Source organism: Aquitalea magnusonii (assembly GCF_003202035.1).
GTDB classification, from domain to species: Bacteria; Pseudomonadota; Gammaproteobacteria; order Burkholderiales; family Chromobacteriaceae; genus Aquitalea; species Aquitalea magnusonii.
The window spans coordinates 74211-99681 of record NZ_QJKC01000005.1; the positions used below are offsets into that span (position 1 = coordinate 74211).

24 protein-coding genes, 5 tRNA genes and 1 riboswitch are annotated in these 25471 nt (G+C 61.1%); of the genes, 10 read left to right on the forward strand and 19 right to left on the reverse strand.

The features are described from left to right. Window positions 1-13 precede the first annotated feature (13 nt). From lolD to DFR38_RS06800, 4 genes are all read right to left on the reverse strand, one after another. Window positions 14-703 (reverse strand): lipoprotein-releasing ABC transporter ATP-binding protein LolD, encoded by a 690-nt coding sequence (gene lolD, locus DFR38_RS06785; RefSeq protein ID WP_059286718.1) that lies wholly within the window; start codon window positions 701-703, stop codon window positions 14-16. Beyond that, complete coding sequence (locus tag DFR38_RS06790) at window positions 696-1943, reverse strand: lipoprotein-releasing ABC transporter permease subunit (protein WP_059286717.1); 1248 nt, start codon at window positions 1941-1943, stop codon at window positions 696-698. The genes lolD and DFR38_RS06790 overlap by 8 nt, the downstream gene beginning before the upstream one ends. 13 nt (window positions 1944-1956) lie before the next feature. After that, on the reverse strand, window positions 1957-2169 hold the full coding sequence (locus DFR38_RS06795) for a hypothetical protein (protein WP_059286722.1): 213 nt from the start codon (window positions 2167-2169) through the stop codon (window positions 1957-1959). Between the two features lie 75 nt (window positions 2170-2244). Further along, window positions 2245-3033: a C40 family peptidase gene (locus tag DFR38_RS06800; protein ID WP_110313184.1), complete on the reverse strand. Its 789-nt coding sequence runs from the start codon at window positions 3031-3033 to the stop codon at window positions 2245-2247. Between the two features lie 84 nt (window positions 3034-3117). On the opposite strand from DFR38_RS06800, the gene DFR38_RS06805 reads away from it, so the two are divergent. The 3 genes from DFR38_RS06805 to DFR38_RS06815 all read left to right on the forward strand — a co-directional run bounded on the left by DFR38_RS06805 (window position 3118) and on the right by DFR38_RS06815 (window position 6003). After that, a complete protein-coding gene (locus DFR38_RS06805; protein WP_425320048.1) occupies window positions 3118-4776 on the forward strand; it encodes an ABC1 kinase family protein in 1659 nt (552 codons plus the stop codon). Further along, on the forward strand, window positions 4777-5556 hold the full coding sequence (locus DFR38_RS06810) for a hypothetical protein (RefSeq protein WP_059286716.1): 780 nt from the start codon (window positions 4777-4779) through the stop codon (window positions 5554-5556). It abuts the gene before it with no gap. 93 nt (window positions 5557-5649) lie between these two features. Continuing rightward, window positions 5650-6003 carry a DUF2325 domain-containing protein gene (locus DFR38_RS06815; protein ID WP_059286715.1) on the forward strand — a complete coding sequence of 118 codons (354 nt, stop codon included), beginning with the start codon at window positions 5650-5652 and terminating at the stop codon, window positions 6001-6003. Between the two features lie 49 nt (window positions 6004-6052). On the opposite strand, the gene DFR38_RS06820 is transcribed toward DFR38_RS06815, so the two are convergent. The 8 genes from DFR38_RS06820 to hpnC all read right to left on the reverse strand — a co-directional run bounded on the left by DFR38_RS06820 (window position 6053) and on the right by hpnC (window position 12662). Then, complete coding sequence (locus DFR38_RS06820) at window positions 6053-6232, reverse strand: zf-HC2 domain-containing protein (RefSeq protein WP_059286714.1); 180 nt, start codon at window positions 6230-6232, stop codon at window positions 6053-6055. Further along, window positions 6229-6789 (reverse strand): sigma-70 family RNA polymerase sigma factor, encoded by a 561-nt coding sequence (locus tag DFR38_RS06825; protein WP_059286713.1) that lies wholly within the window; start codon window positions 6787-6789, stop codon window positions 6229-6231. Before DFR38_RS06825 ends, DFR38_RS06820 begins: the two co-directional genes overlap by 4 nt. A 2-nt stretch (window positions 6790-6791) precedes the next feature. Continuing rightward, complete coding sequence (gene radA / locus DFR38_RS06830) at window positions 6792-8156, reverse strand: DNA repair protein RadA (protein WP_059286712.1); 1365 nt, start codon at window positions 8154-8156, stop codon at window positions 6792-6794. Window positions 8157-8177: 21 nt separating this feature from the next. After that, the gene (locus tag DFR38_RS06835) at window positions 8178-8786 is read right to left on the reverse strand and encodes a hypothetical protein (protein WP_059286711.1); all 609 of its coding nucleotides are present in this window, start codon (window positions 8784-8786) and stop codon (window positions 8178-8180) included. A 55-nt stretch (window positions 8787-8841) separates the two neighbouring features. Continuing rightward, a complete protein-coding gene (locus DFR38_RS06840) occupies window positions 8842-9600 on the reverse strand; it encodes an SDR family oxidoreductase (RefSeq protein ID WP_059286710.1) in 759 nt (252 codons plus the stop codon). A 19-nt stretch (window positions 9601-9619) separates the two neighbouring features. After that, entirely contained in the window at window positions 9620-10924 is a 1305-nt protein-coding gene (hpnE, locus tag DFR38_RS06845; RefSeq protein WP_110313186.1) for a hydroxysqualene dehydroxylase HpnE, read from the reverse strand. A gap of 7 nt (window positions 10925-10931) precedes the next feature. Then, complete coding sequence (hpnD, locus tag DFR38_RS06850) at window positions 10932-11777, reverse strand: presqualene diphosphate synthase HpnD (protein ID WP_110313187.1); 846 nt, start codon at window positions 11775-11777, stop codon at window positions 10932-10934. A 72-nt stretch (window positions 11778-11849) separates the two neighbouring features. Beyond that, window positions 11850-12662, reverse strand: a complete 813-nt coding sequence (gene hpnC / locus DFR38_RS06855) for a squalene synthase HpnC (RefSeq protein ID WP_059286089.1) — start codon at window positions 12660-12662, stop codon at window positions 11850-11852. Between the two features lie 130 nt (window positions 12663-12792). On the opposite strand from hpnC, the gene DFR38_RS06860 reads away from it, so the two are divergent. The 5 genes from DFR38_RS06860 to DFR38_RS06880 all read left to right on the forward strand — a co-directional run bounded on the left by DFR38_RS06860 (window position 12793) and on the right by DFR38_RS06880 (window position 13326). Beyond that, window positions 12793-12868: transfer RNA gene (locus tag DFR38_RS06860), tRNA-Ala, on the forward strand. A gap of 29 nt (window positions 12869-12897) precedes the next feature. After that, window positions 12898-12973 (forward strand) — tRNA-Glu (locus tag DFR38_RS06865). Window positions 12974-12995: 22 nt separating this feature from the next. Further along, window positions 12996-13071 (forward strand) — tRNA-Ala (locus DFR38_RS06870). Window positions 13072-13122: 51 nt separating this feature from the next. Next, window positions 13123-13198, forward strand: a tRNA-Ala gene (locus DFR38_RS06875). Window positions 13199-13250: 52 nt separating this feature from the next. Then, window positions 13251-13326: transfer RNA gene (locus DFR38_RS06880), tRNA-Ala, on the forward strand. A gap of 47 nt (window positions 13327-13373) precedes the next feature. On the opposite strand, the gene DFR38_RS06885 is transcribed toward DFR38_RS06880, so the two are convergent. The 7 genes from DFR38_RS06885 to DFR38_RS06915 all read right to left on the reverse strand — a co-directional run bounded on the left by DFR38_RS06885 (window position 13374) and on the right by DFR38_RS06915 (window position 19758). Continuing rightward, the gene (locus tag DFR38_RS06885; RefSeq protein ID WP_059286075.1) at window positions 13374-14036 is read right to left on the reverse strand and encodes a hypothetical protein; all 663 of its coding nucleotides are present in this window, start codon (window positions 14034-14036) and stop codon (window positions 13374-13376) included. 178 nt (window positions 14037-14214) lie between these two features. Beyond that, window positions 14215-14838, reverse strand: a complete 624-nt coding sequence (ribA, locus tag DFR38_RS06890; protein ID WP_059286076.1) for a GTP cyclohydrolase II — start codon at window positions 14836-14838, stop codon at window positions 14215-14217. Between the two features lie 83 nt (window positions 14839-14921). After that, entirely contained in the window at window positions 14922-15629 is a 708-nt protein-coding gene (locus tag DFR38_RS06895; RefSeq protein WP_059286077.1) for a GAF domain-containing protein, read from the reverse strand. 204 nt (window positions 15630-15833) lie between these two features. Continuing rightward, window positions 15834-16925: a polyamine ABC transporter substrate-binding protein gene (locus tag DFR38_RS06900; protein WP_059286078.1), complete on the reverse strand. Its 1092-nt coding sequence runs from the start codon at window positions 16923-16925 to the stop codon at window positions 15834-15836. A 196-nt stretch (window positions 16926-17121) separates the two neighbouring features. Beyond that, window positions 17122-18003: an Hsp33 family molecular chaperone HslO gene (gene hslO / locus DFR38_RS06905; RefSeq protein ID WP_059286079.1), complete on the reverse strand. Its 882-nt coding sequence runs from the start codon at window positions 18001-18003 to the stop codon at window positions 17122-17124. Further along, window positions 18000-18596, reverse strand: coding sequence for an Ntn hydrolase family protein (locus DFR38_RS06910; protein WP_059285798.1), 597 nt, complete (start codon window positions 18594-18596; stop codon window positions 18000-18002). The genes hslO and DFR38_RS06910 overlap by 4 nt, the downstream gene beginning before the upstream one ends. 259 nt (window positions 18597-18855) lie before the next feature. Next, entirely contained in the window at window positions 18856-19758 is a 903-nt protein-coding gene (locus DFR38_RS06915) for a L,D-transpeptidase (RefSeq protein WP_082693416.1), read from the reverse strand. A gap of 138 nt (window positions 19759-19896) precedes the next feature. Here DFR38_RS06915 and rlmD point away from each other — a divergent pair, with 138 nt between their 5' ends. Both rlmD and DFR38_RS06925 read left to right on the forward strand, forming a co-directional pair. After that, on the forward strand, window positions 19897-21486 hold the full coding sequence (gene rlmD / locus DFR38_RS06920; protein WP_059285799.1) for a 23S rRNA (uracil(1939)-C(5))-methyltransferase RlmD: 1590 nt from the start codon (window positions 19897-19899) through the stop codon (window positions 21484-21486). A gap of 407 nt (window positions 21487-21893) precedes the next feature. Beyond that, a riboswitch (cyclic di-GMP riboswitch) is annotated at window positions 21894-21984 on the forward strand. A 57-nt stretch (window positions 21985-22041) separates the two neighbouring features. After that, window positions 22042-25374, forward strand: coding sequence for a putative Ig domain-containing protein (locus tag DFR38_RS06925; RefSeq protein ID WP_082693417.1), 3333 nt, complete (start codon window positions 22042-22044; stop codon window positions 25372-25374). Window positions 25375-25471 lie beyond the last annotated feature (97 nt).

Genomic DNA, 25471 nt, shown 5'->3' on the forward strand with positions numbered 1-25471 from the left:
CGCGCCTGATGGCTCAGGCGCTCAGCCCTGCGTCCTGCAAACGGCCTTCCACCAGCCGCAGTGTGCGTTGCGCCCGGCCGGCCAGCTCCAGATCATGGGTGACGATGATCAGGCTGGTGCCCAGGCCCTCGTTCAGCTCCAGCATCAGGTCGAACACCTGGCGGGCGGTCTGGTAATCCAGATTGCCGGTCGGCTCATCGGCCAGCAGGCAGGCCGGCTGTGTCACCAGTGCCCGGGCAATGGCTGCACGCTGGCGCTCACCGCCGGACAATTCGCCCGGCTTGTGCTGCAGGCGTTGTGACAGGCCCACCCGCTCCAGCATGGCAGCCGCCTGCTCGGCAGCCTCCTTGCGCGGCAGGCGGCGAATCAGCAAGGGCATCATCACGTTTTCCAGTGCCGAAAATTCCGGCAACAGATGATGGAACTGGTAAACAAAACCCAGCGACTGGTTGCGCAGTACGCCCCGTTCGGCCTCGGACAGACTGGCCAGATCGCGCCCCAGCACTTCCACCACGCCCTGGCTGGGCGTATCCAGCCCGCCCAACAGGTGCAGCAGCGTGCTTTTGCCCGAACCGGAAGCCCCGACAATGGCCAGCCGCTCGCCCTTGTCCACCCGGATTGTCACATCCGCCAGCACGGTCAGGTTGAGCCGGCCTTCGCTATAGGTTTTGCCCAAATGGCGGCAGTTCAGCACATTACTCATAGCGCAGCGCCTCCGCCGGCTGGGTGCGCGCAGCACGCCAGCTGGGATAAATGGTGGCCAGCAAGGCCAGCAACAGGGCAATCACGGTAATGGTGCTCACGTCGCCCAGCTGCACGTCGGATGGCAGGTAGTCGATCATGTACACCTCGCTGGACAAGAGCTTGGTGCCCAGCACGCGTTCGATCAGCGGCACGATCACATCCAGGTTCAGCGCCACCAGCACCCCGCCGGCCACGCCGGCCAGGGTGCCGCTGACCCCGGCCACCGAGCCCTGGATCATGAAAATCTTCATGATGCTGGATGGTGACGCCCCCAGCGTGCGCAGAATGGCAATATCGGCCTGCTTGTCGGTCACCACCATCACCAGGGTGGACACCAGATTGAAGGCCGCCACCGCCACGATGAGGGTGAGGATGATGGTCATCATGCGCTTTTCGATTTGCACGGCACGGAAGTAATTGGCATTGGTGTCGGTCCAGTCGGTCACCTGATCCTGCTGGCCCAGCGCCTGTTGCAGATTGGCCTTGACCAGCGGAGCCAGCATCGGGTCATCCAGCTTCAGGCGCACGCCGCTGACCGTATCGCCCAGCCGCGACAACACCTGGGCATCCTGCAGATGGATCATGGCCAGCGAGGCGTCGTATTCGAACATGTCCACCTTGAAAATGCCGATCACGGTGAACTGCTTGTAGCGCGGAATCATTCCCGCCGGGGTGACCGTCCCCTCCGGGGTAAACAGCGTCACCTTGTCACCCATGCCCACATTCAGCTGCCGCGCCAGCTCCACCCCCAGCACGATGCCGAACTGGCCGGGCTTGAGCGCCTCCAGCCGGCCCTTCAGCATGTGCTGGCCCACATCCACCACCTTGTCTTCCAGTACCGGCTCGATGCCGCGCACCAGGCCACCGCGCACATTGCCATAAGCGGAAAACAGGCCCTGGCCATTGACGAAGGGGGCGGCAGCCAGCACGTGGGCATCGCGCTCGGCCACCTTGGCCACGCCCTGCCACTGCGGCAGACGACCATCAAAGGCGGAGATTTCCACATGGGAGGCCACGCTGAGGATGCGGCCACGGATTTCCTTCTGGAAACCGTTCATCACCGACAGCACGATGATCAGTGCCGCCACGCCCAGCGCGATGCCGACAATGGATATCAGGGAAATGAAGGAGATAAAACCATTGCGCCGTTTGGCGCGCAGATAACGCAGCCCGATCAGGACTTCAAAAGGCCATTGCATGCCGGTCTGCCTTTCAGGGCTGATAGGGGTTGTGCAGGCTTTGCATCAGCCGCACCAGGAAATCCTTGACCTGCTGTTCGTCACAGCCCATCAGAATGGCATCTTCCAGCGCGTCCTGCGCCATTTGCTGCAATTCCTCCAGGTTTTCGTTCATTACCTTGATTTTTTCCACACAGGCGACAATGCCGCCCTGCGGATCTTTCCATACCGGAATGTCAATATTCATGGCCATGCCTGGCTAATCCTGAAAACGCAATGCCCGCCAAGGCGGGCATCGTGATGATGGTCAGCCGCCGACGCGTCAGTCGGCGACCTTTTTCTTCTTGCCGTGGCCGGACTTGCCGGCGTGGGCAGGCTTGTCAGCGCGGGCCGATTTGCCACTCTTGCCGGCTTTCTCGGCCTTGCCGCCTTTTTTCTTGCTGGCCGGTGCTTCGGCCACGGCCTTGCACTTCCTGCCTTTGCGACATTTTACCTTGGGTGCAGCCGCGGCACTGTTGTCACGCGACTTGGCGGCAACCGCATCGCTGCCCCCCGGCAGCTCGTCCGCGGCCTGCACATTGGCATTATTGCGGTTGATGCGGCGTGCGCCATTCCAGCGGCTTTGCCAATAGCTCTGGTTCAGGCTCACCACTTCGACATTGCGCCCGGTGCGCGGCGCATGGATGAACTTGCCGTTGCCCATATACATGCCAACATGGGAATAGGCAAAACCGCGGGTATTGAAGAAGACCAGATCACCGGCGACCAGTTCACTTTTATCGACAGCCTTGCCGATATGCGCCATCTCGGCCGAGGTTCGCGGCAAATTGACCTTGAGGGATTTCTGGAATACATAACGGACAAAACCGCTGCAATCCAGACCACTGACCGGCGAATTGCCACCAAAACGGTAGGCCACACCCAGCAGGCTCATGGCCTGCAGCAGCAAATCACCTACAGCATCCTCGCCGGGCGAGGCATACTTGGCAATGGGGTCTTCCGAGGCCTCGACCTTGGGCCGTGCATCCTGCACATTCTTTTCCGGTGCGGCCTGGGCAAAAACCATGACGCCAGCAAGCATCACGGCGAGTAATCGGAGTTGCAATTTCATAGGCCGCACTCTATCGGACAGGGCCGGGAGTGTAAAGCCAACTTGGACACCAGATAGCCCATGCTCAGAGAAACTCTTGTTGCAATGCGCGACCTTCCGCGCCTGAAGGAAATCAGCGGCATCCTCATTCGCCATGGCCTGGGAGAATTCGCCCAGCGCCTGCGCCTGCCACGCGCCATGGAAAAAGCCGGCGAATGGCTGAACCTGCACCTGCCGGATGCCGATGCCGGCCTGCCCACCCCGGTGCGGGTGCGACTGGCCTTCGAGGAACTGGGCCCCACCTTTATCAAGCTGGGGCAGATCCTGTCGACGCGGGTGGATGTCTTCCCGGCCGAGTGGATTGCCGAATTCGAAAAACTGCAGTCCACCGTGCCGCCGGTCGACCCGGCCTCGGTACGGCTGCTGGTGCAAAAGGCGCTGGGCAAGCCGCCGGAAGAGCTGTTTGCCAGCTTCGAGGAAAAGCCCATCGGTTCGGCCTCCATTGCCCAGGTGCATTTTGCCACCCTGCACGATGGCAGCCAGGTGGCGGTCAAGCTGCGCCGTCCCGGCATCGTGGAAAAGGTGGATGCCGACCTGCGCATCCTGGCGCACCTGGCCACGCTGATCGAAATGGAGTTCCCGGATGCGCGGCGCTTCCAGCCGGTGGAAATCGTCAGCCAGTTTTCCCGCTCACTGAAACGCGAGATGGATCTGGCGGTGGAAGCGCGCAATATGGAACGCTTCGCCCGCGATTTTGCCGATGACCCGCAAGTGGTGGTACCCAAGGTGTATTGGGACTACACCAATCCTGCAGTGAATGTGCAGCAGCATATCGATGGCGTGCCGGCCAGCCGCCTCGACCAGCTGGCCGCCAGCGGCCTTGACCCGGTGGAGCTGGCCAGCCGCGGGGCCGACGCGGTGTTGAAGATGATTCTGCTCAACGGTTTTTTCCATGCCGACCCGCACCCCGGCAATGTGTTCTTCCTGCCGGAACACCGCATCGCCTTTATCGATTTCGGCATGGTGGGCCGCATCAGCCATGGCCGGCGCGACGAGATCGTCGATCTGCTGGCGGCACTGGCCGAACGCAACGAACACGCGATGATGGACGTGTTGATCGAGTGGACCGGCAACACCCCGGTGGATGAACAAAAGTTCGCCTACGACATCAGCGAATTCATGTTCCAGTACGAACATGTACCGCTGAAAGATCTCAACATCAGCCAGCTGATCACCGACATCATGGCGCTGATCCGTGACCACGGCATTTTACTGCCGCCGGACATGGCCATGCTGTTCAAGGCACTGATCACGCTGGAAGGACTGGGCCGCCAGCTCGATCCGGACTTCCAGCTGGTGGAGCACATCACGCCCTTTGTGCGCGAACTGCTGCTGGCGCGCTACCACCCGAAAACCCTGCTCAAGCGCGGCAAGCTCACCCTGCAGGAAACGCTGGGCATGCTCACCGGCCTGCCGCGCGACATCCTGCGGCTGTCCAAGGACATCCGCCAGGGCAAGTTCCGCATCCAGCTGGACCTGCAACGGCTGGACAGCTTCGGCAAACAGCTGGACCGCAGTACCAACCGCCTGACCATGGCCATCGTCACCGGCTGCCTGATCATCGGCTCCTCCATCGTGATGACGGTGAACGCCGGGCCCAAGCTGTTCGGCCTGCCCTTCTTCGGCTTCATCGGTTTCATGATCGCCCTGTTCAACAGCGTGTGGCTGATCTGGTCGATCTGGCGTTCCGGCAAGGAGCTGTAAATGCGCTGGCTGTTACTGGTGTCGCTATGGCTGGTCAGCATCACTGCCCAGGCTCTGGAAGTGGTCGAACTGAGCTGGCGCGCCCCCAGCGAACTGCAAGCGGCGCTGCAGCCGCAACTGCGGCTGGATGAGCGGCTCAGCAGCATGGACAACAAGCTGATCATCGACGCCAGCCCGCCACGGGAACAGCAGCTGGCGGCACTGGCCAGGCAGCTGGATGTGCGCCCACTCAGCCTGCGGCTGGAAGTGAGCCAGTCCGGCAGCAGCCTGCAGAGCCAGTCCGGGGTGCAGCTGCAGGGCGGCATCAGCATTGGCCGCATCATGCCTGGCCAGCCGGGTAGCAAGCTGGCCTTGTCCGCCGGGCAGGACAGCCGCAGCCAGTCCGGCCAGAGCTTGCAAAGCCTCACCCTGCTGGACGGGCACAGCGGCTTTATCCAGCTGGTGCAAAGTCGTCCCCTGCCCTGGCTGCTGCTGACAGCACAAGGCAATATCGTGCGCGGCAGCAGCTGGCAGGAAGCCGTCAGCGGCTTTTATGCCCTCCCCCGGCTGCAGGGTGAACGGGTGCTCATCGAACTGGCAGTCAGCCAGCAGGCATTTGCCGGCAAGCAGCGCGCGGGCAGCCAGCTTTCCACCACCGTGGCCGGGCGCCTGGGTGAATGGATAGAGGTGGCCAGCATAGGCCGTGACCAGCAAGGCCAGCACAGCTTGCTGCTGGGCAGTGGCCGCCAGTTGCTGAGCGAGCAGCAGTCGGTACGCATCCGCGTGCAGCTCCTGCCCTAGCCGCTTGCCAGCCGGGCAAATCTGCGCTGAGGGGTCTTGTCTTTGTAAATAATAATGATTATCATTTGCAAAACATATTGATCAGGAGCTGTCATGAATGCAATGCTGGTAGGCGCGGATACGCTGGGCAATATTCCCGAGGTGCTGCAAGAGTTCGGCATCACCATTCACCGCCACCTGAACGGGCGCAACAGCTCGCATCAGCGCAAGAGCGACCGTCTGCCGGCCGGCACCGATCTGCTCATCCTGTTCACCGATTTTCTCGGCCACAATGTGATGCGCCATTTCCGCGCCCTGGCGGCGGAAGAACAGGTCCGCTTCATCGCCTGCCGCCGCTCGGTCTGTGCCCTGAAACAGTCGCTGGACTGCGCCGGCCTCTCCAGCAAACAGTGTGGCAGCTGCCCGCAGCGCTGCCAGCCTGCGGCCAGCAGCAAGAAACGCCATTAAGCAAAAAGCCGGGCATGGACCCGGCTTTGGCATAACTGCGGCAACAGGCTTACTCGCCGCGCCCGGCCTTGCGTGCGGCCTGCTGCAACAGCTGCAGTTGATGAGAAAACTGGCGGCAGTTGCCGCACATCCACAAATGCACCCGCAGGCGCACGTATTGCCATTGGTTCAAGGGCTGGTCCAGCCCCTGTGATATCAGGCGACTGGCCTGCCGGCAATTGATCTTCATGCCTTGGCCTCCCCGGTCCAGCGTATTTCGAAACATTCGCGCAAGCTCATGCGGGCGCGATAGAGCAGTACTGAACAGTTAGTCGCGGTCACATCCAGATTGTTACAGATTTCGGCAATGTCCAGCCCCATCACCTCGCGCATGACAAAAGCCATGGCAGTGCGGCGCGGCATCACCTCGGAACAGCGCTCGAACACTTCCCAGAACTGACGGGACATCAGCGACTCTTCCGGCCCGCTCCAGGCCTTGATCTTGTCCTGCCAGTGGCCATCCTTGCTGAACAGGCCGTCAAAGTCGCTGTCATCGGTTTCATCCTCCAGCGATTCGAACAGCACCTCCTTGCCCTTGCGGCGCAGCCGGTCAATCAGCTTGAAGCGCAGGATGGAAGTCAGCCAGGTCCGCAGACTGGACTTGCCGCTGAAGCTGTCGCCCGACTCCAGCGCGGCCAGCACGGTTTCCTGCACGATTTCATTGGCCGCATCGCGGTCGCGCAGCTGCGCCAGCGCATAGCGCTGCAGATAGGCCAGTTCGGCTTCCAGATCGGCGTGGGCAATCATGCTCAGTCTCCTCGGCAATAATCGACCGCATGTTCCAGCCGGTCGACGGTAATCACTTGCAGCCCTTCGATAGGCTGGCGCGGCTTGTTGGCCGTGGGCACGATGGCGCGGCCAAAGCCCAGCTTGGCGGCTTCCTTCAGCCGCTCCTGTCCGCGCGATACCGGGCGCACCTCGCCGGCCAGCCCCACTTCGCCAAACACCACCAGCTTTTCCGGCAGGGGCTTGTTACGCAAGGACGATACCATGGCCAGGATCACTGCCAGGTCGGCGGCCGGCTCGCTGATCTTGACCCCGCCCACCGCATTGAGAAACACGTCCTGATCAAAGCAGGCCACGCCGCCGTGGCGGTGCAGCACGGCCAGCAGCATGGCCAGCCGGTTCTGTTCCAGCCCCACCGCCAGCCGCTTGGGCTGCATGCCGTGGCAATCGTCCACCAGCGCCTGGATTTCCACCAGCAGTGGCCGGCTGCCCTCCTGGGTGACCAGCACGCAGGAGCCGGCCACATCGTCCCGGTAGGACGACAAGAAGATGGCCGAAGGGTTGGACACGCCCTTGAGCCCGGTTTCGGTCATCACGAACACGCCCAGCTCGTTGACGGCGCCAAAGCGGTTCTTGATGGCGCGGATCATGCGGTAGTTGGAGTGGGCATCGCCCTCGAAATACAGCACGGTGTCCACCATGTGTTCCAGCACGCGCGGACCGGCCAGCGAGCCTTCCTTGGTGACATGGCCGACCAGCAGGATGGTGGTGCCGGTCTGCTTGGCCATGCGGGTCAGCTGGGCGGCACATTCGCGCACCTGTGACACCGAGCCGGGGGCCGAGGTCACCTGTTCGGTGTAGAGGGTCTGGATGGAGTCGATCACCGCCACTTCCGGCTGCTCCTGCTTGAGCGTTTCCAGAATGGCTTCCAGGCGGATTTCCGCCAGCAGATTGACCTGGCTGGGGTCGACCGCCAGCCGCGAGGCACGCAGGGCGATTTGCTGGGGCGATTCCTCGCCCGACACATACAGCACCTTGCGCCGCTTGCCGATCACCGCCAGTGCCTGCAACAACAGGGTGGATTTGCCGATGCCGGGGTCGCCGCCAATCAGGATGACCGCCCCGCGCACGATGCCGCCGCCCAGTACCCGGTCCAGCTCGTCAATGCCGGAAGGGTCACGCGGGACTTCCTCGGTCTTGACCTCGGACAGCACTTGCACGCGGGCATTGGTGGTGGACCAGGACTGGAAACGCGGGTTGCTGGCGGCCGGGGTGGCCACGGCTTCCACCAGGGTGTTCCAGGCAGAACAATGGGGACACTGGCCCTGCCATTTCGGCACTTGGCCGCCGCACTCGGTGCAGCTGAAAACAGTTTTGGTTTTTGCCATCAGGAAAAGCGCAGGAAGGATTCAACCGGGATTGGCGTTATTGGCATTCTCGGCCGGGGGCTGGCCGTTGTCGGCAGGTTTGTTGCCATTGAGTTGCTGGATGATGTTGAGCAGGCGTTTCTGGTCAGGTTCGCCGGCAGTGGCACCGCCACCGGCCTTGGACTTGGCTTTGTCGCCACCACCATTATGGCGGATGGCGGCCAGTACGGCCGCCACTTGCGGATCGGTCTTGGCAGCCTTGTCGGCTTCCTCGCTGCTCAGCGGTGGCGGCGCAGCCGGGCCGGGCGCGGCACTGGAGGACTTGCCCTCCGCTGCCGGTGCCGCGGTGGAGGCACCTTCACGCGCAGGGGTCGAGCTGTCGGCATGGGCTTTGGGCATGTCACCGGCCGGCGGTTCCATGGTTTCCAGCTTGTTCTTGGCCATGTACTCGTTCATCTCGCGCCAGCCGGCGTAAATGGCCGCGGTATCGGCATCCGGATTGCGCTTGAAGCACTCTTCCAGCGAACGGCCGGTCTGGCGGCAGGCAGCGCCCAGCGCCTTGTGTGCCTCCTTGGACAGGCCGGACACATTATTGACCCAGTTGCAGCCGGCCAGCAGCACCAGCAAGGGCCAGATCCACAGACTCTTCATGCTCTCCCCCATAGACCATCTGCCGGCCACCGCATGATGGCCGGCCTTGTGCTGCTTATTCGCCCTTGCGGCTGCGCAGGTCCAGCTCGACGATTTCGCCGCTCTGCCCCTTGCTGGACTCACTCATCCAGTGCAGCAGATAGGGCATCAGCGTGGCCAGATCAGCGCGCTCGCTCTTGGCCTCGCCCGGATGGGTGCGGTTGCGTTGCGGCGAATTCACCGGCCCCGGAATCAGCAGGTTGACTCGCAGGTTCGGATACACCTCCCACTCGTCGGCGGCCACGCGGGTCAGGTAATTCAGGCCGGCCTTGGACGCGCCAAAGCCACCCCAGTAGGCGGCCGGGTGCAGCGAGTGGGTTTCTCCCATGAACAAGACCGAGGCGTCCGCCGATTCCTTCAGCAGCGGCAGGCAGGCGCGGGTCAGCGCAAACGGTGCCACGGTATTGATGCGGTACTGGTTCATCCACTCGTCTATGCCCTGGTTGGACAGTGGCGACAAGGCATAAAAATGCGAGGCGCAATGCACGATGCCATCCAGCTGGCCCATCTCGCGCTTGATCTGGAAGGCGGCATTGCTCAATTGTTCGTCAGTGGCCGTCAGCAGATCCAGCGGAATGGCGGCCGGCTCTTTGCCACCGGCGGCCACGATTTCATCGTAGACCTTTTCCAGCCCCTTGACGCTGCGCGCCAGCAAGACCACCGCCGCACCATGCGCGGCAAACGTCAGCGCAGCTTCCCGACCTACCCCCTGCGTGGCCCCCGTCACCAGAATGACGCGGCCAGCCAGACAATCTTTGGCAAATGTTTGGTTCATATTGATTTTCTGCTGTGAGTCACCCAGCGGTAACCCGTGATGATGACAAATCCTGCAATAGCTGGCGGGCGGCGGTCACACCGCTTTGCACCGCACCTTCCAGCGTGGCGGGGTAGTCCGGGCACAGCCAGTCTCCCGCCAGAAAAACCGATTGTACCCTGCTACGGCAGTGTGGTCTTGTCAGTCCCACGGTGGAGGCAAAGGTGGCGCGCTTTTCCACGATCAGCTGCGCGGCGCTGGGCTGCAGACCATTCAAGTCCGGCAGCAGCGCACCGATATCCACCTCGATCTTGCGCAGCAGCGCTTCGCGGCTCAGCGCCTGCACGGCCAGCGGTGGTGCGCTGATGACGGCGGCCAGCAAGCCACGCTCTCCCGACAAGGCCTGACGGTCGAACAGCCAGTCCAGCGTGCCGCCCTGCAAACCCATCATCGGCAAGGGCATGGCGATGTCGGCGTCGTAGCGCAGATATGCGGTATATATCGGCCAGTACTGGAAAGCCTTGACCTGGGCTTGCAAGCCGGGCTCTTGCAGCAGGGCGGCGGCGTGATAGGGCGCCAGCGCCACGATGGCAGCATCAAACCGCTCCCCTTCCACCAGCACGCCGTGCGGGACGGCCTGCAACTGCTCCACACGCAGTCCGCCACGCCACTGCACGCCCTGCTCGGTCAGCCAGCGCAAGGCCGGGGCCGGAAACAGCGCGGACAGGTCCTGCCTGGGCAGCAAGAGGTCGCTGTCGGCACGACGGCCGCCCAGGCTGTCGCGCAGCGTGGTGGCCAGAATCTGCATCGACGCCTGCTCCAGCGGGGTATTGAGCGCCGACAGCACCATGGGCCGCCAGAATTGTTGCACCAGCCAGTCCGACTGGGCCTGCTGCCGCAACCATTGCTTGACCGTGCAGTCCCTGGCCAGCTGCCAGCCCTGCCGCTTCAGGCTTTGCAAGGCGCGGGCCAAGCGCCACTTGTCCTGCCAGGCCAAGCCCTTGGCCGACAGCAGGCCGGCCAGCACATGCAGTGGTGCCGGCCAGCGCGGGCAGTGCATGCGTATGCCATCCTGGCGATGCCAGCTCAGGGGCAGGCGCTGCATGGCCTGCTCGGGGTCGACACCCACCTTGCGCATCAGCCGCAGGCACTGCTGATAGCCGCCGATCAGAATATGCTGGCCGTTATCCAGCTGGCTGTCGCTGGCACTGATGCGGCGTGCCCGCCCGCCCGGCTCGCGCCCGGCTTCAAACAGCGTCAGCTCGGCATGGCCAGCCAGCTCGACCGCAGCCGCCAGGCCGGCCCAGCCGGCGCCGATGATGGCAATGCGTGGAGTGCGCGCCATGTCGCGATCAGGCCCGGTAGCCCAATACCCAGGTGCGCCAGGCCAGCCACAGCTTGCGCAGCGGCGTCAGCGACAGGCGCTGGTTGAGCACCTTGGCCGGGCCGTCCAGCTGGATTTCCTCCAGCGTGGCGCGGTAGATGGCCGCCATCAGCAGGCCGGGGCGCTGGCTCTTGCGGTCCACGGCCGGCAGCAGCTCCCAGGCGCGGCGGTAGTATGCGCGGGCGCGCTCGATCTGGAAGCTCATCAGTGCGGCGAATTCGGGGGTTTCCCGGTAGCTGCTCAGATCACTGGCCGGGACATTGAAGCGCTGCAACTCTTCCACCGGCAGGTAGATGCGGCCACGGCGCACGTCTTCACCCACGTCACGGATGATATTGGTCAGTTGGAAGGCAATGCCCAGTTCGTGGGCGTATTTCAGGGTCTGCCGGTCCTGGTAGCCGAAAATCTGCGCCGCCAGCTGGCCCACCACGCCGGCCACCCGGTGGCAGTACAACAGCAAGTCCTGAAAACGCTCGTAGCGGGCGAAGTCCAGGTCCATCTGCATGCCGTCGACGATTTCTTCCAGCAGGTTTTGTGGCAGGTCGAGCGCTGCCACATGCGGCTTGAGCGCCTGCATCACCGGGTGTTCAGGCTGGCCGTGGTAGAGCTTTGCCACCTCGCCACGCCACCAGGCCAGCTTGGCACGGGCCACGCCCTCGTCGTGGCATTCGTCCACCACATCGTCCACTTCACGGCAAAAGGCATACAGCGCGGTAATGGCGTCGCGGCGGTCGGCCGGCAAAAAGCGGAAACTGTAGTAAAAGCTGGAGCCGCTGCTGGCGGCCTTGTCCTGACAATACTGCTGCGGCGTCACTCGCCTCTCCTCATCTGCCATCGGGCCGGCCGGAGCGTCCCGAAGTATGGTTGTTATTGTCTGTACTGGTCATCAGCGGGCGCGCAGCGCACGCCACAACATATAGATCCAGTCGCGCCAGGTCAGCACCGGGCGCTGGCGGAACACATCGCCGCCACTGTCGTGCAGCTTTTTCAGAATGCGCTCGCCGCCCATGATGACCAGCCGCAATTCCAGCCCCAGCCGTCCCTTGAGCACCTTGCCCAGCGGCGCACCGGCCTGCAGCATTTTACGGGTGCGCTCGATTTGCGCCAGCATCATCGGCCGCCACAGGCCGCTGGCATCGCGCCCGGCGATCTGCGACTCGCGAATGCGGAATTTTTCCAGGTCATCCAGCGGGATATAAATGCGGTCCTTGTCCCAGTCGATGGCCACGTCCTGCAGGAAGTTGATCAGCTGCAGTGCAGTGCAGATGCCATCGGACATGGCCAGGCTGCGCGGGTCGTTTTCTCCATACAGCGCCAGCATCAGCCGCCCTACCGGATTGGCCGAACGGCGACAATAATCCACCACTTCGGCAAAATTCTGGTAACGCTTTTTCACCACATCCTGGCTGAAAGCCGACAGCAGATCGTAAAACGGCTGCATGGGCAGCGCATGGCTGCGAATGGCTGCCGCCAGATTACGCATCAGCGGCATGGCCGGCGTGCCGCCATCGCGGATCACGTCCAGCTGCTCTTGCAGCTGCGCCAGCTCGCGCAGCCGCTCTTGCGGCTGCTGGTCGCCCTCGTCGGCCACATCATCGGCATAGCGGGCAAAATGGTAGATGGCATGCACCGCCCGGCGCATGCGGCGGGGCAGCAAAATCGAACCTACCGGGAAGTTTTCATAATGGCCAACCGACATCGGCATTCCCGCACAGTCATTGCTAAGCCGTCGATTATAGCGCAGGCCGCGCAGCAAAATTTTTTTCTCAGATCCCTTTACAGCCAACGGCAGCCTGTCTATACTGCGCCCCACTGTGAACGACACACACGGGGCTATAGCTCAGCTGGGAGAGCGCTTGCATGGCATGCAAGAGGTCAGCGGTTCGATCCCGCTTAGCTCCACCAAACCGTTCCAGTCGGATAAAGTTCTTAGGGTCCCCATCGTCTAGTGGCCTAGGACATCGCCCTTTCACGGCGGTAACCGGGGTTCGACTCCCCGTGGGGACGCCAGAGTACCAGACGTAGTACCCGTGGGGGTATAGCTCAGCTGGGAGAGCGCTTGCATGGCATGCAAGAGGTCAGCGGTTCGATCCCGCTTATCTCCACCACAATTCAGATACTGATGACATCGCCTGACGGGTTTCATCAGTCCAGCATTCGGGGGTATAGCTCAGCTGGGAGAGCGCTTGCATGGCATGCAAGAGGTCAGCGGTTCGATCCCGCTTATCTCCACCACTACACAGTCAGCTGGCCGATGGCTCCAGACCACGGACAGACAAAGCATCACGGGGGTATAGCTCAGCTGGGAGAGCGCTTGCATGGCATGCAAGAGGTCAGCGGTTCGATCCCGCTTATCTCCACCAAATCGAAAGCCGGAATCTGACGATTCCGGCTTTTTTCATTGAGCACGCTATAAATTGCCCTGCTCCGGGCCTATCAGCTGGTTGATGCGCAACTCCTGCCCTGCCGCCTGCAGCAACAAGGGATGCTGGGCCATGCCGAAACCGTCGCGCACCAGGGCCATGACAAAGCGCATGCCATGCAACACCAGCCGCGCGGCGTGCTGCTCGTCCGGATGCAGCACATTGCCCACCCCCCTGGGCCGCTGCCGCCGCTCACGCCCGGCCGTCATCAGCCGCAAGCCCTCTGTCGGTGGCGCCTGCCGGCTATACAAGCGATAGGGCAAGGGCCATTCATCCACCACGGGTGGCTGACGCCCGGTCAGCTCCTGCACCACCTGCTCCAGCTCGCCGGCCAGCCGCAGCAGCACCTCCAGCCCGGCCTTTACCTGGCTGCGCCCGCCCTGCATCATCTGCTCGTGCAGCAACAGCACGCGACGGTGCAAAAAGCGCAGCTTGGCCAGCGCCAGCCGCCGTCCTGCGTCGTCCTGCCCTTCCCTGGCCTGCCTGGCCAGATCATCCAGATAGGCCACCCAGTCCAGATACTCGGCCAATACCTCGCTGCCAGGCTGAAACTCGGCCGCCTGCTCCACGGCAGGGGCTGCACGGTAAGCCGGCGGCGGATTCCAGGCCGACGCATTCAACAGCACATTCTGCTTGGGTGTGACTTTCACCGTGATTCCTCATCGCCTTGCTTGCCAGCCCCAGGCAATTAAAACCATACGCTTATTTTATTTTAAATATATCGACAAATTATGCCCAAACTTTAACCGCCGCCATAGCCCGCGCGGCAGCCATAAAAAATGCCAGAGCAAAAGCTCTGGCATCGGGGGATGACAAGCAAGCAGCCACTCAGGAAAACAGCATATGCCCCAGCTTGGCCGCCTTGGTATCCAGGTAATGGTCATTGTGCGGATTGCGCCCCACCATCAGTGGTACCCGCTCCACCACATCGATACCGGCGTTTTTCAGGGTCTCCAGCTTGCGCGGGTTGTTGGTCATCACCCGCACGCTCTTGATATTCAGCGCATCCAGCATGTGACGCGCCACGCGGAAATCGCGCATGTCGGCCGGGAAGCCCAGCTGTTCGTTGGCTTCCACGGTATCGGCGCCGCCATCCTGCAGCTTGTAGGCACGAATCTTGTTGATCAGGCCGATACCGCGCCCTTCCTGTCGCAGGTAGAGCAAGGCACCGCGGCCCTCCTTGGCGATGGCATCCAGCGCCGCCTCCAGCTGGAAGCCGCAATCGCAGCGCAGCGAAAACAGCGCATCGCCGGTCAGGCATTCCGAATGCAGACGGGCCAGCACCGGCAGACCATCGGCCACATCACCCATGGTCAACACCACATGTTCGCGGCGGCTGTCCTGCTCTTCAAAGCCGTGCATGGTGAACACCCCGAACGGCGTAGGCAGCTTGCAACTGGCCACGTAATCAACAACGGGTTCAATCTGCGGGTTGGGGTATTGCACGGCCATGCTTGCTCCGGAATCTGTTCGGGAAACTTCGCGCTTGCTATGCGAAGCCATGTGGAGGGGAATATTCCCTAACTGAGGGCAATTTACGCCTTTTCAAGCGGCGTCATGGCAGCAAACGGTGCGGCCAGCACAATCGCCAAGGCCGCCAGCCATACCAGACGGCTTTCATCGAAGAAACCGGTCTGGCTGGCTTCGGCATCCAGAATACCCAGCACGCGGTCGTGCTCGTCCACCACCGGCAGGCAGACTTCGCTTTTGACCTTGGGATCGCATTCGTAATAGCCCCCACCTTCGGCACGCCACACAGCCACATCTTCAATCAGCACGCCCCAGCCGGTCAGCCCCACCCGGCTGTTATTGCTGGTTTCGGCAAAGGCTTCGGTCAGCGGAAACTCGGCCCGGCTGGGCAGGCCCTGATAAGCCAGCTTGACCAGCCGCGCGTCCTTGCCTTCGCCGGCGCGGCGATAAATGCCCAGCCAGTCGGCACCGATCTTGTGATTGACCGAATCCAGCAGCGCATGCAGATTGGTCAGCAGACTGCGGGCCGGCTCGCTCTCACCGCCAAACCAGGGCGCCAGGTCGTACGGCTCGTCAGCCAGTTCCTCGATCAGCGAGCAGCTACCGTCCTCGCTCAGCTTGGGCACCGGATAGCGGAACAGATCGCGCTGCAGCGGCGACTTGTCCACATCCAGCACCGCCTGCAACGTCATCACGGCAATTTGCAGTTCGGTACGATCAAGCTTCAAACCCTGTTCGCGCACATAATCATTAAGCTGGCGGTTGGGTATCATCAACACTCCTGGCATTTGCATAAACTTTTGCCGGCAGCCGCCTGGCCGTCGACAATATCGAACCTGCAAGGATACCAAGACCACCGGCAAAAGTCGCCCCGGTCACCAGCGTGGTTTCCCGTCTTTCCCGGATCAGAGCCCCGCGCCGGACATGAAAAAAGCTCCCTCACGGGAGCTTTTGCTGTACGGCATCAAGCAACAGGATCAGCCGGCGCGGCCCAGCTTGAAGTTCTGCCACAGACGCGAGTAAACACGCAGGGTTTTCGGATCCACCGACTTCATGATGAAGCCTTTTTTCACATCATCCGCCGTCGGGAAGATGCTGCGGTCAGCCAGATATTTCTTTTCCACAAAGGGACGTGCAGCCAGGCTGCCCGGTGCATAGGTCACCTTGTTGGCATTGGCAGCGGCCACATGCGGGTCCAGCGTGTAGTTGATGAAGGCCAGCGCATTGGCCACATTGGCCGAATCCTTCGGAATGGTCATGCTGTCCACCCAGAAAGCCACGCCCGAAGACGGCATCAGTACCTTGATGTTGACGCCGCGCTTGGCTTCTTCGGCACGGCGCTTGGCAATGTTCAGGTCGCCGCCATAACCCATGGCCAGGCAGACATCGCCATTGGCAATATCATTGATATAGCCGGAGGAGGAGAACTGGGTGATGCTGCTGCGGATCGCAGCCAGCTGCGGGGTAACCGCCTTGTAGTCGGCCTCGTTATTGCTGCCCGGCTGCTTGCCGTAGTAGTGCAGCACCTTGGGCAGTACGTCGGAAGCGGAATCCAGAATGCTGACGCCGCAGGACTTCAGCTTGGAAACGTATTCCGGCTTGAACAGCAGATCCCATTCATTGGCCGGCAGCTTGCCGCCCAGCGCCTTTTTCACCTTGTCTTCATTGATGCCCAGGGTGATGACGCCCCAGAAATACGGCACCGCATACTTGTTGCCCGGATCGGATGCTTCCATCAGTTTCAGCAGGGCCGGGTCCAGGTTCTTGTAATTGGGGATCTTGCTCTTGTCCAGCGGCTGGAACAGGCCACCCTTGATGCCCACTTCCAGCACATTGTTGGATGGTACGGTGATGTCATAGCCGGAATGACCTGTCACCAGCTTGGCATTCAGCGTCTCCATGCTGTCATACACGTCGTAACGCACCTTGATGCCGGTTTTCTTGCTGAAATCAGGCACCGTGGTCGGTGCTATGTAATCGGACCAGTTGTAAATGTTGACAACCGGTGCGCCAGCCTGAGCAGCCAGTGCAGATGCAGCCAGCAGGCCGCCTACAAGCATTTTTTTCATTGTTTTCCTACTCCTTTGATACAGGTTTGATGCTGCGTGCCCGTTTAGAATATCAGTACATTTATGATCAAATCTACTATTTCCTTAAACAGCCACAATTGCCAGACCCCTCACGGCCTAGCAAAAGCTGCGGCAAAAATGCAAAAACCGCCAGAATATGGCGGTTTTGACACTGGCAGGCAAGACGGTGCCAGGACTAGTGACGTGCCTCGCGCACGGCAGCGACCAGATCGTAGTCGAACAGCGCATTGGCGTCTTCTTCATCGAAAACATAATGCTGGTTGCAGTAATCGCAGACGATCTCCACGCTGCCCTGCTCCAGCAGCACTTCGCCCACTTCCTGGCCGCCCAGCATTTTCAGCATATTGCCCACGCGCTCCTGACTGCAGTTGCAGGCAAAACTGACACCCTCCGGCTCGAATACCCGCACCGTTTCCTCATGGAACAGCCGGTGCAGGATCTCCCCTGCCGACAGCTCAAGCAGCTCTTGCGCCTGCAAGGTGCGCCCCAGAATGCTGATGCGCTCCCAGCCCTCCGGCTCGCCGTGGCCTTCCGGCAGGCGCTGCAACAGCAAGCCGGCAGCCGTGCTGTCGTTACAAGCCAGCACCAGCCGCGTGTCCAGCTGCTCGGAGCGCTGCATGTAGTTTTCCAGCATCTGGCCGATAGTGTCGCCTTCCAGCGCCACAATGCCTTGCCAGGTTTGCGCCTTGTCATGCCGGGGTTCCAGCGTGATGACAAACTGGCCGCTACCGCCCAGCAGCTGCAGAATGGCAGCGTCGTCCGCCAGATCGCCATCCCACTTGGCGGTGGCGCGCACCGTGCGGTCGTGGTTGCACTCCACCACGGCCAGGCGCAAGGGGCCGTTGCCATGCAGCTGCAAGATCAGCGCACCTTCAAACTTGAGGTTGGCGGCCATCAGCTCGGCCGCTGCCATCATTTCGCCCAGAATGGCTTTCAGGGCTGCCGGATAGGCCCGGCGTGCCAGCACCTGCTGCCATGCGCCATCCAGGCGCACCAGCGCACCGCGTACCGGTGCACCATCAAACAGGAAGCGTTGCAAAGTATCGTGTTGGCTCATGCTGTTGTTTCCTTGGCGGCGTCCTCGGCCACTTCTACGGTATAGACGGTCATCGGCAGGCAGGAATTGACATCAAACTCGCAACCGGCTCGCACGCCGATCTCTGCGATTTCCCGTGCACTCAAATCCTGCTCGTAAGCGGCAAACATCGCTCCCATGGCGAATTTGCGCCCCGAACCTATCGCCCAGAAACGCGAGAACTGGTAGATCTCGCGCATGGGATAGACACCGAAAATACCGTGGGCATTGGCGATCACCACCATCATCTGACTGGATTCATAGGGATCTTCCTCGTCCTCTTCCGGACGCAGGTAAAACCCGTCTTTCAATTTGGGATGCAGCTTGCGAAAGGTATCGAAAATACCCTTGCGACTGGTGAGATCCTTCTTTTTCAGCTCTTTCAGAGCGCCTTGCAATACCAGGTCGTGGGCGGCAGAACCGGAAATGGCCAGATAGCTGTCGCCATGCTGGAAGATCTTGTTATGGAAACAATCGTAACCGGCCAACAGCTTCTGGTCGTCGCCAAAGGTGGTCTGGCTATCGGCGGCAATAGCAATCTGATTGCCTTTTCTCACTGCCACAATGGTTGTCATTACTGCGCTGCCTGCTTGCAAGGGAAGGGGCTAATATAGGGCCGCAGCGCAAAAATGCAAGCCTGCGGCCACCACAAGGCAAGCAGCCGGCAGCAAGCCGGCTGCTGTCCGCCACAGGCTTGCTCCGGCCTGATCGGACAGGGCGCGGCACATGGCATGTTTCACCGCACCAGACACAGCCCCCTGCCCTGCCATGGCAGCAGGGCAACACACTTTCCTGGCGGGAAATACGGGAAATAAAAGCAGGACTGCGCCGGCGCTACAGCAGCACGGCCGGTTTCTTCGCCGGCTTCAGCTTGTTGCCAGCCGAATTGTAAGACTGGGCCGCCGGATCTTGCGGCACCGCCTGCTGCTCTACAGGAGCCCCGCCCTTGGGCGGCAAGGACAACCAGCGCACCGCAGCCAGCTCGCCCGGATTGGCCGTACCGCTCTTGCAGGTCAGGCATACCGGCTTGCCGCTGCGCTCTTTCAGCGCCTGATCGACCCGCTTGCCCACCACCGCCACCGCATGGCTACGCTGCCACTCCAGCAGGCTGTCAGCCAGATGGGGGAAGGACGGGTCATCCTGCTTGTAATGATTCTTGTAAGCAGTCAGCCACAGCTCGCCAGCGCTGTCTTCGTTTAGCAGGACAGTCTGGTAGGCCACGGTAACCGCCGCGCCTTTCTGTATCGTATCGGCCAGGTTCAAGGCATCCGGATTCTTCAGCCGGATGCAGCCATGGCTACGAAAACCCGGCACCGAGGCCGGCGCATTGGTGCCATGAAAACCCAGCCCCAGTTTGGCCTCGCCAAAGCGGATGAATACCGGACCCAGCGGATTGTCCGGGCCTGGCGGCACCACGGTCAGCACCGGCTTGCCCTGGTTTTTCTGCTCGTCCTGGATGGATTTGGGAACATGCCAGCTGGGATCGCGATACACGCCGGTAATGGCATAGCTGCCAGTCGGCGTCTGGGTCAGCATCTTGCCCACCGCCACCGGATAGATTTTTTGCAGACGGCCATCCTGATATAAAAACAGCCGCGCTTGCGGCAGATTCACCACCAGATGCTGGCCGGTCTGACTGATCAGGATATCCGGCTCCGGCATGCTGGCAGCCTGGCTGATCATGCTGCCCAGCAACAGAACCACACCAGGTACAAGAGTAAAAACCGACTGCTTCATCGCGCACCAAACCAATAGTTTTTGATTGAAGGCATCATAACAGAAACCCGATAATCACCGCTCTGGCAAAAATCGCTGCGCAGCGGCGCATATTTTGAGAAAATCACGCTTTTCCGCCTGACTTACCACACGAATACAATGACTCAGCAACAGACCATTGCTCTGGTCGAATCACTTGACCACGAAGGCCGCGGGGTCGCCCACGTCGACGGCAAAACCATTTTCATCGACGGCGCACTGCCCTATGAAAAGGTAATATACAGCGCCTATCGCAAAAAGCCCACGTACGAAAACGCCGACACCACCGCCGTGCTGAAGGAAAGCTTCATGCGCGCCACGCCGTCCTGCCCGCACTTCGGCACCTGTGGCGGCTGTTCCATGCAACACGTCGAATTTACTGCCCAGGTCGCCATCAAGCAGCGCGTTCTGGAAGACAACCTCAAATTTATCGGCAAGGTGAAGGCCGAGCGCATTCTCACCCCGATTGCCGGCCCGACCTGGCATTACCGTCACCGTGCCCGCCTGTCGGCCCGCATGGTGCCGAAAAAAGGTGGCGTGCTCGTGGGCTTTCATGAAAAGCACTCCAGCTATATCGCCGAAATGCGCGAATGTCACATCCTGCCCAAGAATATTTCCGACCTGATCATGCCGCTGCGCGAGATGATCGCCAAGCTGTCGATCAACAGCCGCATGCCACAAGTGGAAGTGGCGGTGGGAGACAAGGTGGACGTGCTGGTATTCCGCAATATGGATGCCATCAGCAAGGCCGACGAAAAGCTGCTGCAGCAGTTCGCCGACCAGCACCGCCAGCCGCAGCGACCGCTGCAGATCTGGCTGCAGCCGGCAGGCCCGGATACCTGTTATCCCATCTATCCGCTGGATGCCCCGCGCCTGAGCTACAGCATCCCGCAATATGGCGTGGAAATGCCCTACTACCCCACCGAATTCACCCAGGTGAACCCGCAGATCAATGCGGTGATGGTGGCACGCGCCCTCAGCTTCCTCGATCCGCAACCGGGCGAACGCATTGCCGACATGTTCTGCGGCATCGGTAACTTCACCCTGCCCATTGCCCGCTCCGGCGCCACGGTTCACGGCATGGAAGGCAGCCAGGCCCTGGTGAAGCGTGCCGTGGAAAATGCCACCCACAATGGCTTGCAGGACAAGGTGAGCTATGAAATGGCCAACCTGTTCGAAGTCACCCCGGCCAGTTTTGCCGCACTGGGCAAGTTCGACAAAATGCTGGTAGACCCACCGCGAGATGGTGCCATCCAGCTGCTCAAGGCCATGACCGACGACACCGCACCGCAGCGCATCGTCTATGTGTCCTGTAATCCGGCCACCCTGGCCCGGGATGCCGGCGTACTGGTCAACACCAAGGGCTACACCCTCAAGGCCGCAGGCATCATTAACATGTTCCCGCACACCGCCCACGTCGAGTCCGTTGCCTGGTTCGAAAAAACCGGCCCGGCCAAGAGCCTGAAGGAAGTGGCGGACATGGAAGCAGCGGAAGAAGCCATCCGCGAAGCCAAACGTCAGGCCCGCAAGCAGCAGGAAGCCGAGGCAGAAGCCCGTAAACAGGCGGAACTGGCGGAAAAAGCCGCGGCCAAGGAAGCCCGCCGTCAGCACTATCTGGCCAACAAGGACTACTACGACGCCCGTAGTGCTGCCCAGCAGCAGGCACGCGATGCCGCAGCCGCTGGTGAGGAAGCTTCCAGCAAGGAATAAGCTGTTTTAGGTGTTTGCCTGTAGCGTTCGACCCCAGTTGTCACCCCGGAACGAACGATGCAGGCGCACCTGACCGACAGCTATATAGCCAGAATCAAAACCCCGGATTCACGTGTTGAAGTCAAGGACACGCGGATACCGGGGTTAACTTTGCGCGTGGGAAAGCGCGCCAGGGTGTGGACTTCCACAGCACAGTAAGCTCTTACCTCTCCAGCCTCAACCGATTGCAAAGTAACGGCACTTGCCACCCCCTGCTTCATCGGTAGAAACCCGGCACACCGGGGAAAGCGGGGTCGGGTTTGCAGGTAACGGGAAGCAGTGCTTAAACAGATAGTTAAGCACTGTAGCGCCAGCGATACATAAGGAAAATCCACATTGCAATACCGGTATTTTCAACTGTAAAATTAGGAAACTTATGGCAAAGCCGGTGAAAGCCGGTGACGCAAAACTAAAGGGACTACCGGACGCCTAGCGTTCCCATGTCAGCCAGTTGCCTGCTACCGCCCGGTAGCTGACAGCGCCTTTAGCTTTGCTTTGGATCCCCAAAGGAAAACGATGAGCGCCTCAAACACTCTCCCCCGTCAGCAAGACAATGTGCTGGCAAATGCGACCTCCGCCAAGGCGGCCGACGGTTTGCTGTCTGATGCCGGTTTTCCGGGGCAAAGCAATGTTTCTGCATCACCGACCTTGCCTGTCTATCAGTCGGCCCTGCCCAACAGCCTGCTGGCCGCTACGGTCAGTGCAACGGCTGCCAGCACGGCAGCGCTGTCCAATACCGCATCCACTACAGCGATCAGCAACAGCACGCTGAAGCTGAGCTCGGCCACAACGGCACCATCGTGGATTGCCACGCTGTCCGACTCGGTGTTGAAGGCTGACATGAACGCCATGTCCGGTACCGTGACCGAAGCCGGGCTGGCCAAGCTGGTGACTGATTTGTCCGCCGAGCTGACCAGCAACAAGACCACGCTGTCCAGCAGCCAGTTCAATGATCTGAAAAGCATTGTCACCAACCTGAATGTTGGTGAAACGGCGTCGTCCTATTCCCAATACACCCTGAATGCGCTGGTCAACGGCAATGCCGCCAATGCCTCCTGGACGGGTGGCAATGCATCCAGCAGCAGCCTGGGCAATCTGGCTGTCGGCTCCAGCGCTGCCCAATTGAGCAATCTAAACGGCAAGTGGTTGCAGGGTGCGGACCTGCCCTCGTCCACCGTCACCGTCGATGGCTCCACCTCAAAAATCACCTACAGCACCAGCACTGCTTCCCTGTTTGGCAGCAGCGGCCCGCTGGCCAGCGATATCAATCAGGGCAAACTGGGTGACTGCTACTTCCTGTCGTCGATTGCCGAAGTGGCCAGCCAGAACGCCGGCATCATCAAGAACATGATTACGGAGAACGGTAACGGTAGCTATGGCGTGGCCTTCCACTTCCATGGCAGCACCGAGTACGTCACCGTCAACAATGTGCTGCAAACCGGCTGCAACTCTGGCAGCAATATGTGGGCGACCCTGCTGGAAAAAGCCTATGCCCAGCTGCAGGCCATCAATGTGACCACCGGCAACAGCTACACCGGCAACAGCTTTACCGCCATCGGCAATGGCGGCCTGCCGGAATATGCCTTGGAGTCGATTACCGGGGCATCGCAGATCACCGACTTCTGCGCCAGTGGTTCCAGCTGGCTGTGCCGTACCTATAATGCATCGCTGTCCGGTACCGGTTCGCAAAATGGCCTGAGCAATGCCACGGTATTAAGCTCACTCAAAACCCATCTCGCGGCCGGGGATGACCTGGTGTTGTCGTCCAACACCTGGAGCTATGACGCTGGCGGCAAAGTGCAGCTGGTGGCCGGCCATGCCCTGTCGATCTATGGCATCGATGCAGCCAATGGCAATCTGGAAATTCGCAATCCCTGGGGCAGCCAGAGCGGTCAATACTGGAACACCACTTTCGAAGTCAGCCTGGCTACCCTGCTGGCCGCCGGCGATACCATCACCGTGGACAATGCCGGTGGCACCGTGCCGCTGGTGCCCAAAGCGCCGGTAATCAGTGCCCAGACCGCCAACCAGACCGTTGCCGCCAACCATGCCTTCTCGCTGTCGCTGGGTAATGTTTTCAGCGACCCGCAAAACCAGACGCTGAGCTACAAGGTAACCCAGGCCAACGGTCAGGCCCTGCCGTCCTGGCTCAGCTTCAATGCCAGCACCAACACCCTGTCCGGCACCACGCCGCTGACTTCCAGCTCGACGCAGGTGCTGGTAACTGTGACCGATACGTCCGGCCTGTCCGCCAGCGAAACCTTTTCCATCACCGATACCGCACTGGCACCAACCCTGGCCAAGGCCACGGCAACTCAGCTGGTTACCCCTGGCCATAGCTTCAGCTTTGCCCTGCCGACTGGCACCTTTACCGATCCGCAAGGTGAAACCCTCAGCTACAGCGCCAAGCTGGCCAGTGGCGCGGCCCTGCCCTCCTGGCTGAGTTTCAATGCGCAAACCCAGACTTTCAGCGGTACGGCACCCAGCGCCAATACCACGCTGGCGCTGCAAGTAGTGGCCACCAACCAGGCTGGCCTCAGCACATCAGAGAACTTCACGCTGAATGATGCCTACGCCGCTCCGGTTCTGAAGGCGCAGACCGCCAACCAGACCCTGGCTGCCAACCATGCCTTCTCGCTGTCGCTGGCCAATGCCTTCTCCGATCCGCAAGGCCAGACCCTCAGCTACAAGGTGACCCAGGCCAATGGCCAGGCCCTGCCGTCCTGGCTCAGCTTCAATGCCAGCACCGACACCCTGTCCGGCACCACGCCGCTGAGCTCCAGCTCGACCCAGGTGCTGGTGAAAGTAACCGATACGGCTGGCCTGTCGACCACCGAAACCTTTACCATCAGCGATACTGCCTACGCTCCGACGCTGAACAAGGCCACCGCGGCCCAGCAGCTCCCCCCCGGCCACAGCTTCAGCTTTGCCCTGCCGGCTGGCACCTTTACCGATCCGCAAGGTGAAACCCTCAGCTACAGCGCCAAGCTGGCCAGTGGCGCAGCCCTGCCCTCCTGGCTGAGCTTCAATGCGCAAACCCAGACATTCAGCGGTACGGCGCCCAGCGCCAATACCACGCTGGCGCTGCAAGTGGTGGCCACCAACCAGGCTGGACTGTCCACCTCGGAAACCTTCAGCCTTAACGATGGCTATGCCGCTCCGACGCTGCATACCCAGACTGCCAACCAGACCATCAATGCCGGCAAGGCTTTCAGCATCAGCCTGCCCAGCACCACCTTTGTCGATCCGCAAGGCCTGGCGCTCACTTACAAGGCCGCGCTGGCCAATGGTCAGGCTTTGCCCAGCTGGCTGAGCTTCAATGCCCAGACCGAAACCTTCTCCGGCACGGCACCGACCACGGCTGGCACTTTCGGCATTACCCTGACCGCCACCGACAGCGCCGGCCTGTCCGCATCGGAAACCTTCTCCCTCAACGATGTGGCGAGCGTGCTCAAAGCCCCGGTGGTGAACCAGCTGCCGCTGGCCATCAGTTTCAATGCCAATGGCACGCTGAACATCAGCGTACCGCAAGGCACTTTTACCGATCCGCAAGGGCAGACGCTGACCTACGGTGCCACGCAGTCCAATGGCCAGGCGCTGCCCAGCTGGATTACCTTCAACGCCAAAACCGACAGCTTTGTCGCCACACCGGGCAGCCAGACCGAATCGGCCACCATTACCGTCAAGGCCACCGACACCTCCGGCCTGTCGGCCAGCGAAACCTTCTCCTTGTCCTTGGGTGGCACCGGAGCCGGGGCGCACGGCCTGACTCACGACAGTGCTCCGGCCATCTCGCTGGTGGGTGTCAACCTGTCGGCCGCCGCGCTGGCCGAGCTGCATCTGGCCTAATTGTTCAGCACAACACAACAGCGCACTGCCTTGACCGGCAGTGCGCTGTTATCATTGCTACTGTTTTTTCATTGCGATGGAGCAAACGCCGGCACGG

What these genes read in the sequence shown, in the direction of transcription:
- ribA (WP_059286076.1), bottom strand. Translation starts at nt 14,838, where the DNA reads ATGGCCGTGCAATACCCCAACCCGCAGATTGAACCCGTTGTTGATTAC.
- hpnC (WP_059286089.1), bottom strand. Translation starts at nt 12,662, where the DNA reads ATGTCGGTTGGCCATTATGAAAACTTCCCGGTAGGTTCGATTTTGCTG.
- DFR38_RS06815 (WP_059286715.1), top strand. Translation starts at nt 5,650, where the DNA reads ATGAATGCAATGCTGGTAGGCGCGGATACGCTGGGCAATATTCCCGAG.
- lolD (WP_059286718.1), bottom strand. Translation starts at nt 703, where the DNA reads ATGAGTAATGTGCTGAACTGCCGCCATTTGGGCAAAACCTATAGCGAA.
- DFR38_RS06805 (WP_425320048.1), top strand. Translation starts at nt 3,118, where the DNA reads ATGCGCGACCTTCCGCGCCTGAAGGAAATCAGCGGCATCCTCATTCGC.
- DFR38_RS06895 (WP_059286077.1), bottom strand. Translation starts at nt 15,629, where the DNA reads ATGATACCCAACCGCCAGCTTAATGATTATGTGCGCGAACAGGGTTTG.
- rlmD (WP_059285799.1), top strand. Translation starts at nt 19,897, where the DNA reads ATGACTCAGCAACAGACCATTGCTCTGGTCGAATCACTTGACCACGAA.
- DFR38_RS06790 (WP_059286717.1), bottom strand. Translation starts at nt 1,943, where the DNA reads ATGCAATGGCCTTTTGAAGTCCTGATCGGGCTGCGTTATCTGCGCGCC.
- hpnE (WP_110313186.1), bottom strand. Translation starts at nt 10,924, where the DNA reads ATGGCGCGCACTCCACGCATTGCCATCATCGGCGCCGGCTGGGCCGGC.
- DFR38_RS06900 (WP_059286078.1), bottom strand. Translation starts at nt 16,925, where the DNA reads ATGAAAAAAATGCTTGTAGGCGGCCTGCTGGCTGCATCTGCACTGGCT.
- DFR38_RS06825 (WP_059286713.1), bottom strand. Translation starts at nt 6,789, where the DNA reads ATGATTGCCCACGCCGATCTGGAAGCCGAACTGGCCTATCTGCAGCGC.
- hslO (WP_059286079.1), bottom strand. Translation starts at nt 18,003, where the DNA reads ATGAGCCAACACGATACTTTGCAACGCTTCCTGTTTGATGGTGCACCG.
- radA (WP_059286712.1), bottom strand. Translation starts at nt 8,156, where the DNA reads ATGGCAAAAACCAAAACTGTTTTCAGCTGCACCGAGTGCGGCGGCCAA.
- DFR38_RS06915 (WP_082693416.1), bottom strand. Translation starts at nt 19,758, where the DNA reads ATGAAGCAGTCGGTTTTTACTCTTGTACCTGGTGTGGTTCTGTTGCTG.
- DFR38_RS06795 (WP_059286722.1), bottom strand. Translation starts at nt 2,169, where the DNA reads ATGAATATTGACATTCCGGTATGGAAAGATCCGCAGGGCGGCATTGTC.
- DFR38_RS06835 (WP_059286711.1), bottom strand. Translation starts at nt 8,786, where the DNA reads ATGAAGAGTCTGTGGATCTGGCCCTTGCTGGTGCTGCTGGCCGGCTGC.
- DFR38_RS06840 (WP_059286710.1), bottom strand. Translation starts at nt 9,600, where the DNA reads ATGAACCAAACATTTGCCAAAGATTGTCTGGCTGGCCGCGTCATTCTG.
- DFR38_RS06810 (WP_059286716.1), top strand. Translation starts at nt 4,777, where the DNA reads ATGCGCTGGCTGTTACTGGTGTCGCTATGGCTGGTCAGCATCACTGCC.
- DFR38_RS06820 (WP_059286714.1), bottom strand. Translation starts at nt 6,232, where the DNA reads ATGAAGATCAATTGCCGGCAGGCCAGTCGCCTGATATCACAGGGGCTG.
- DFR38_RS06910 (WP_059285798.1), bottom strand. Translation starts at nt 18,596, where the DNA reads ATGACAACCATTGTGGCAGTGAGAAAAGGCAATCAGATTGCTATTGCC.
- DFR38_RS06800 (WP_110313184.1), bottom strand. Translation starts at nt 3,033, where the DNA reads ATGAAATTGCAACTCCGATTACTCGCCGTGATGCTTGCTGGCGTCATG.
- DFR38_RS06925 (WP_082693417.1), top strand. Translation starts at nt 22,042, where the DNA reads ATGAGCGCCTCAAACACTCTCCCCCGTCAGCAAGACAATGTGCTGGCA.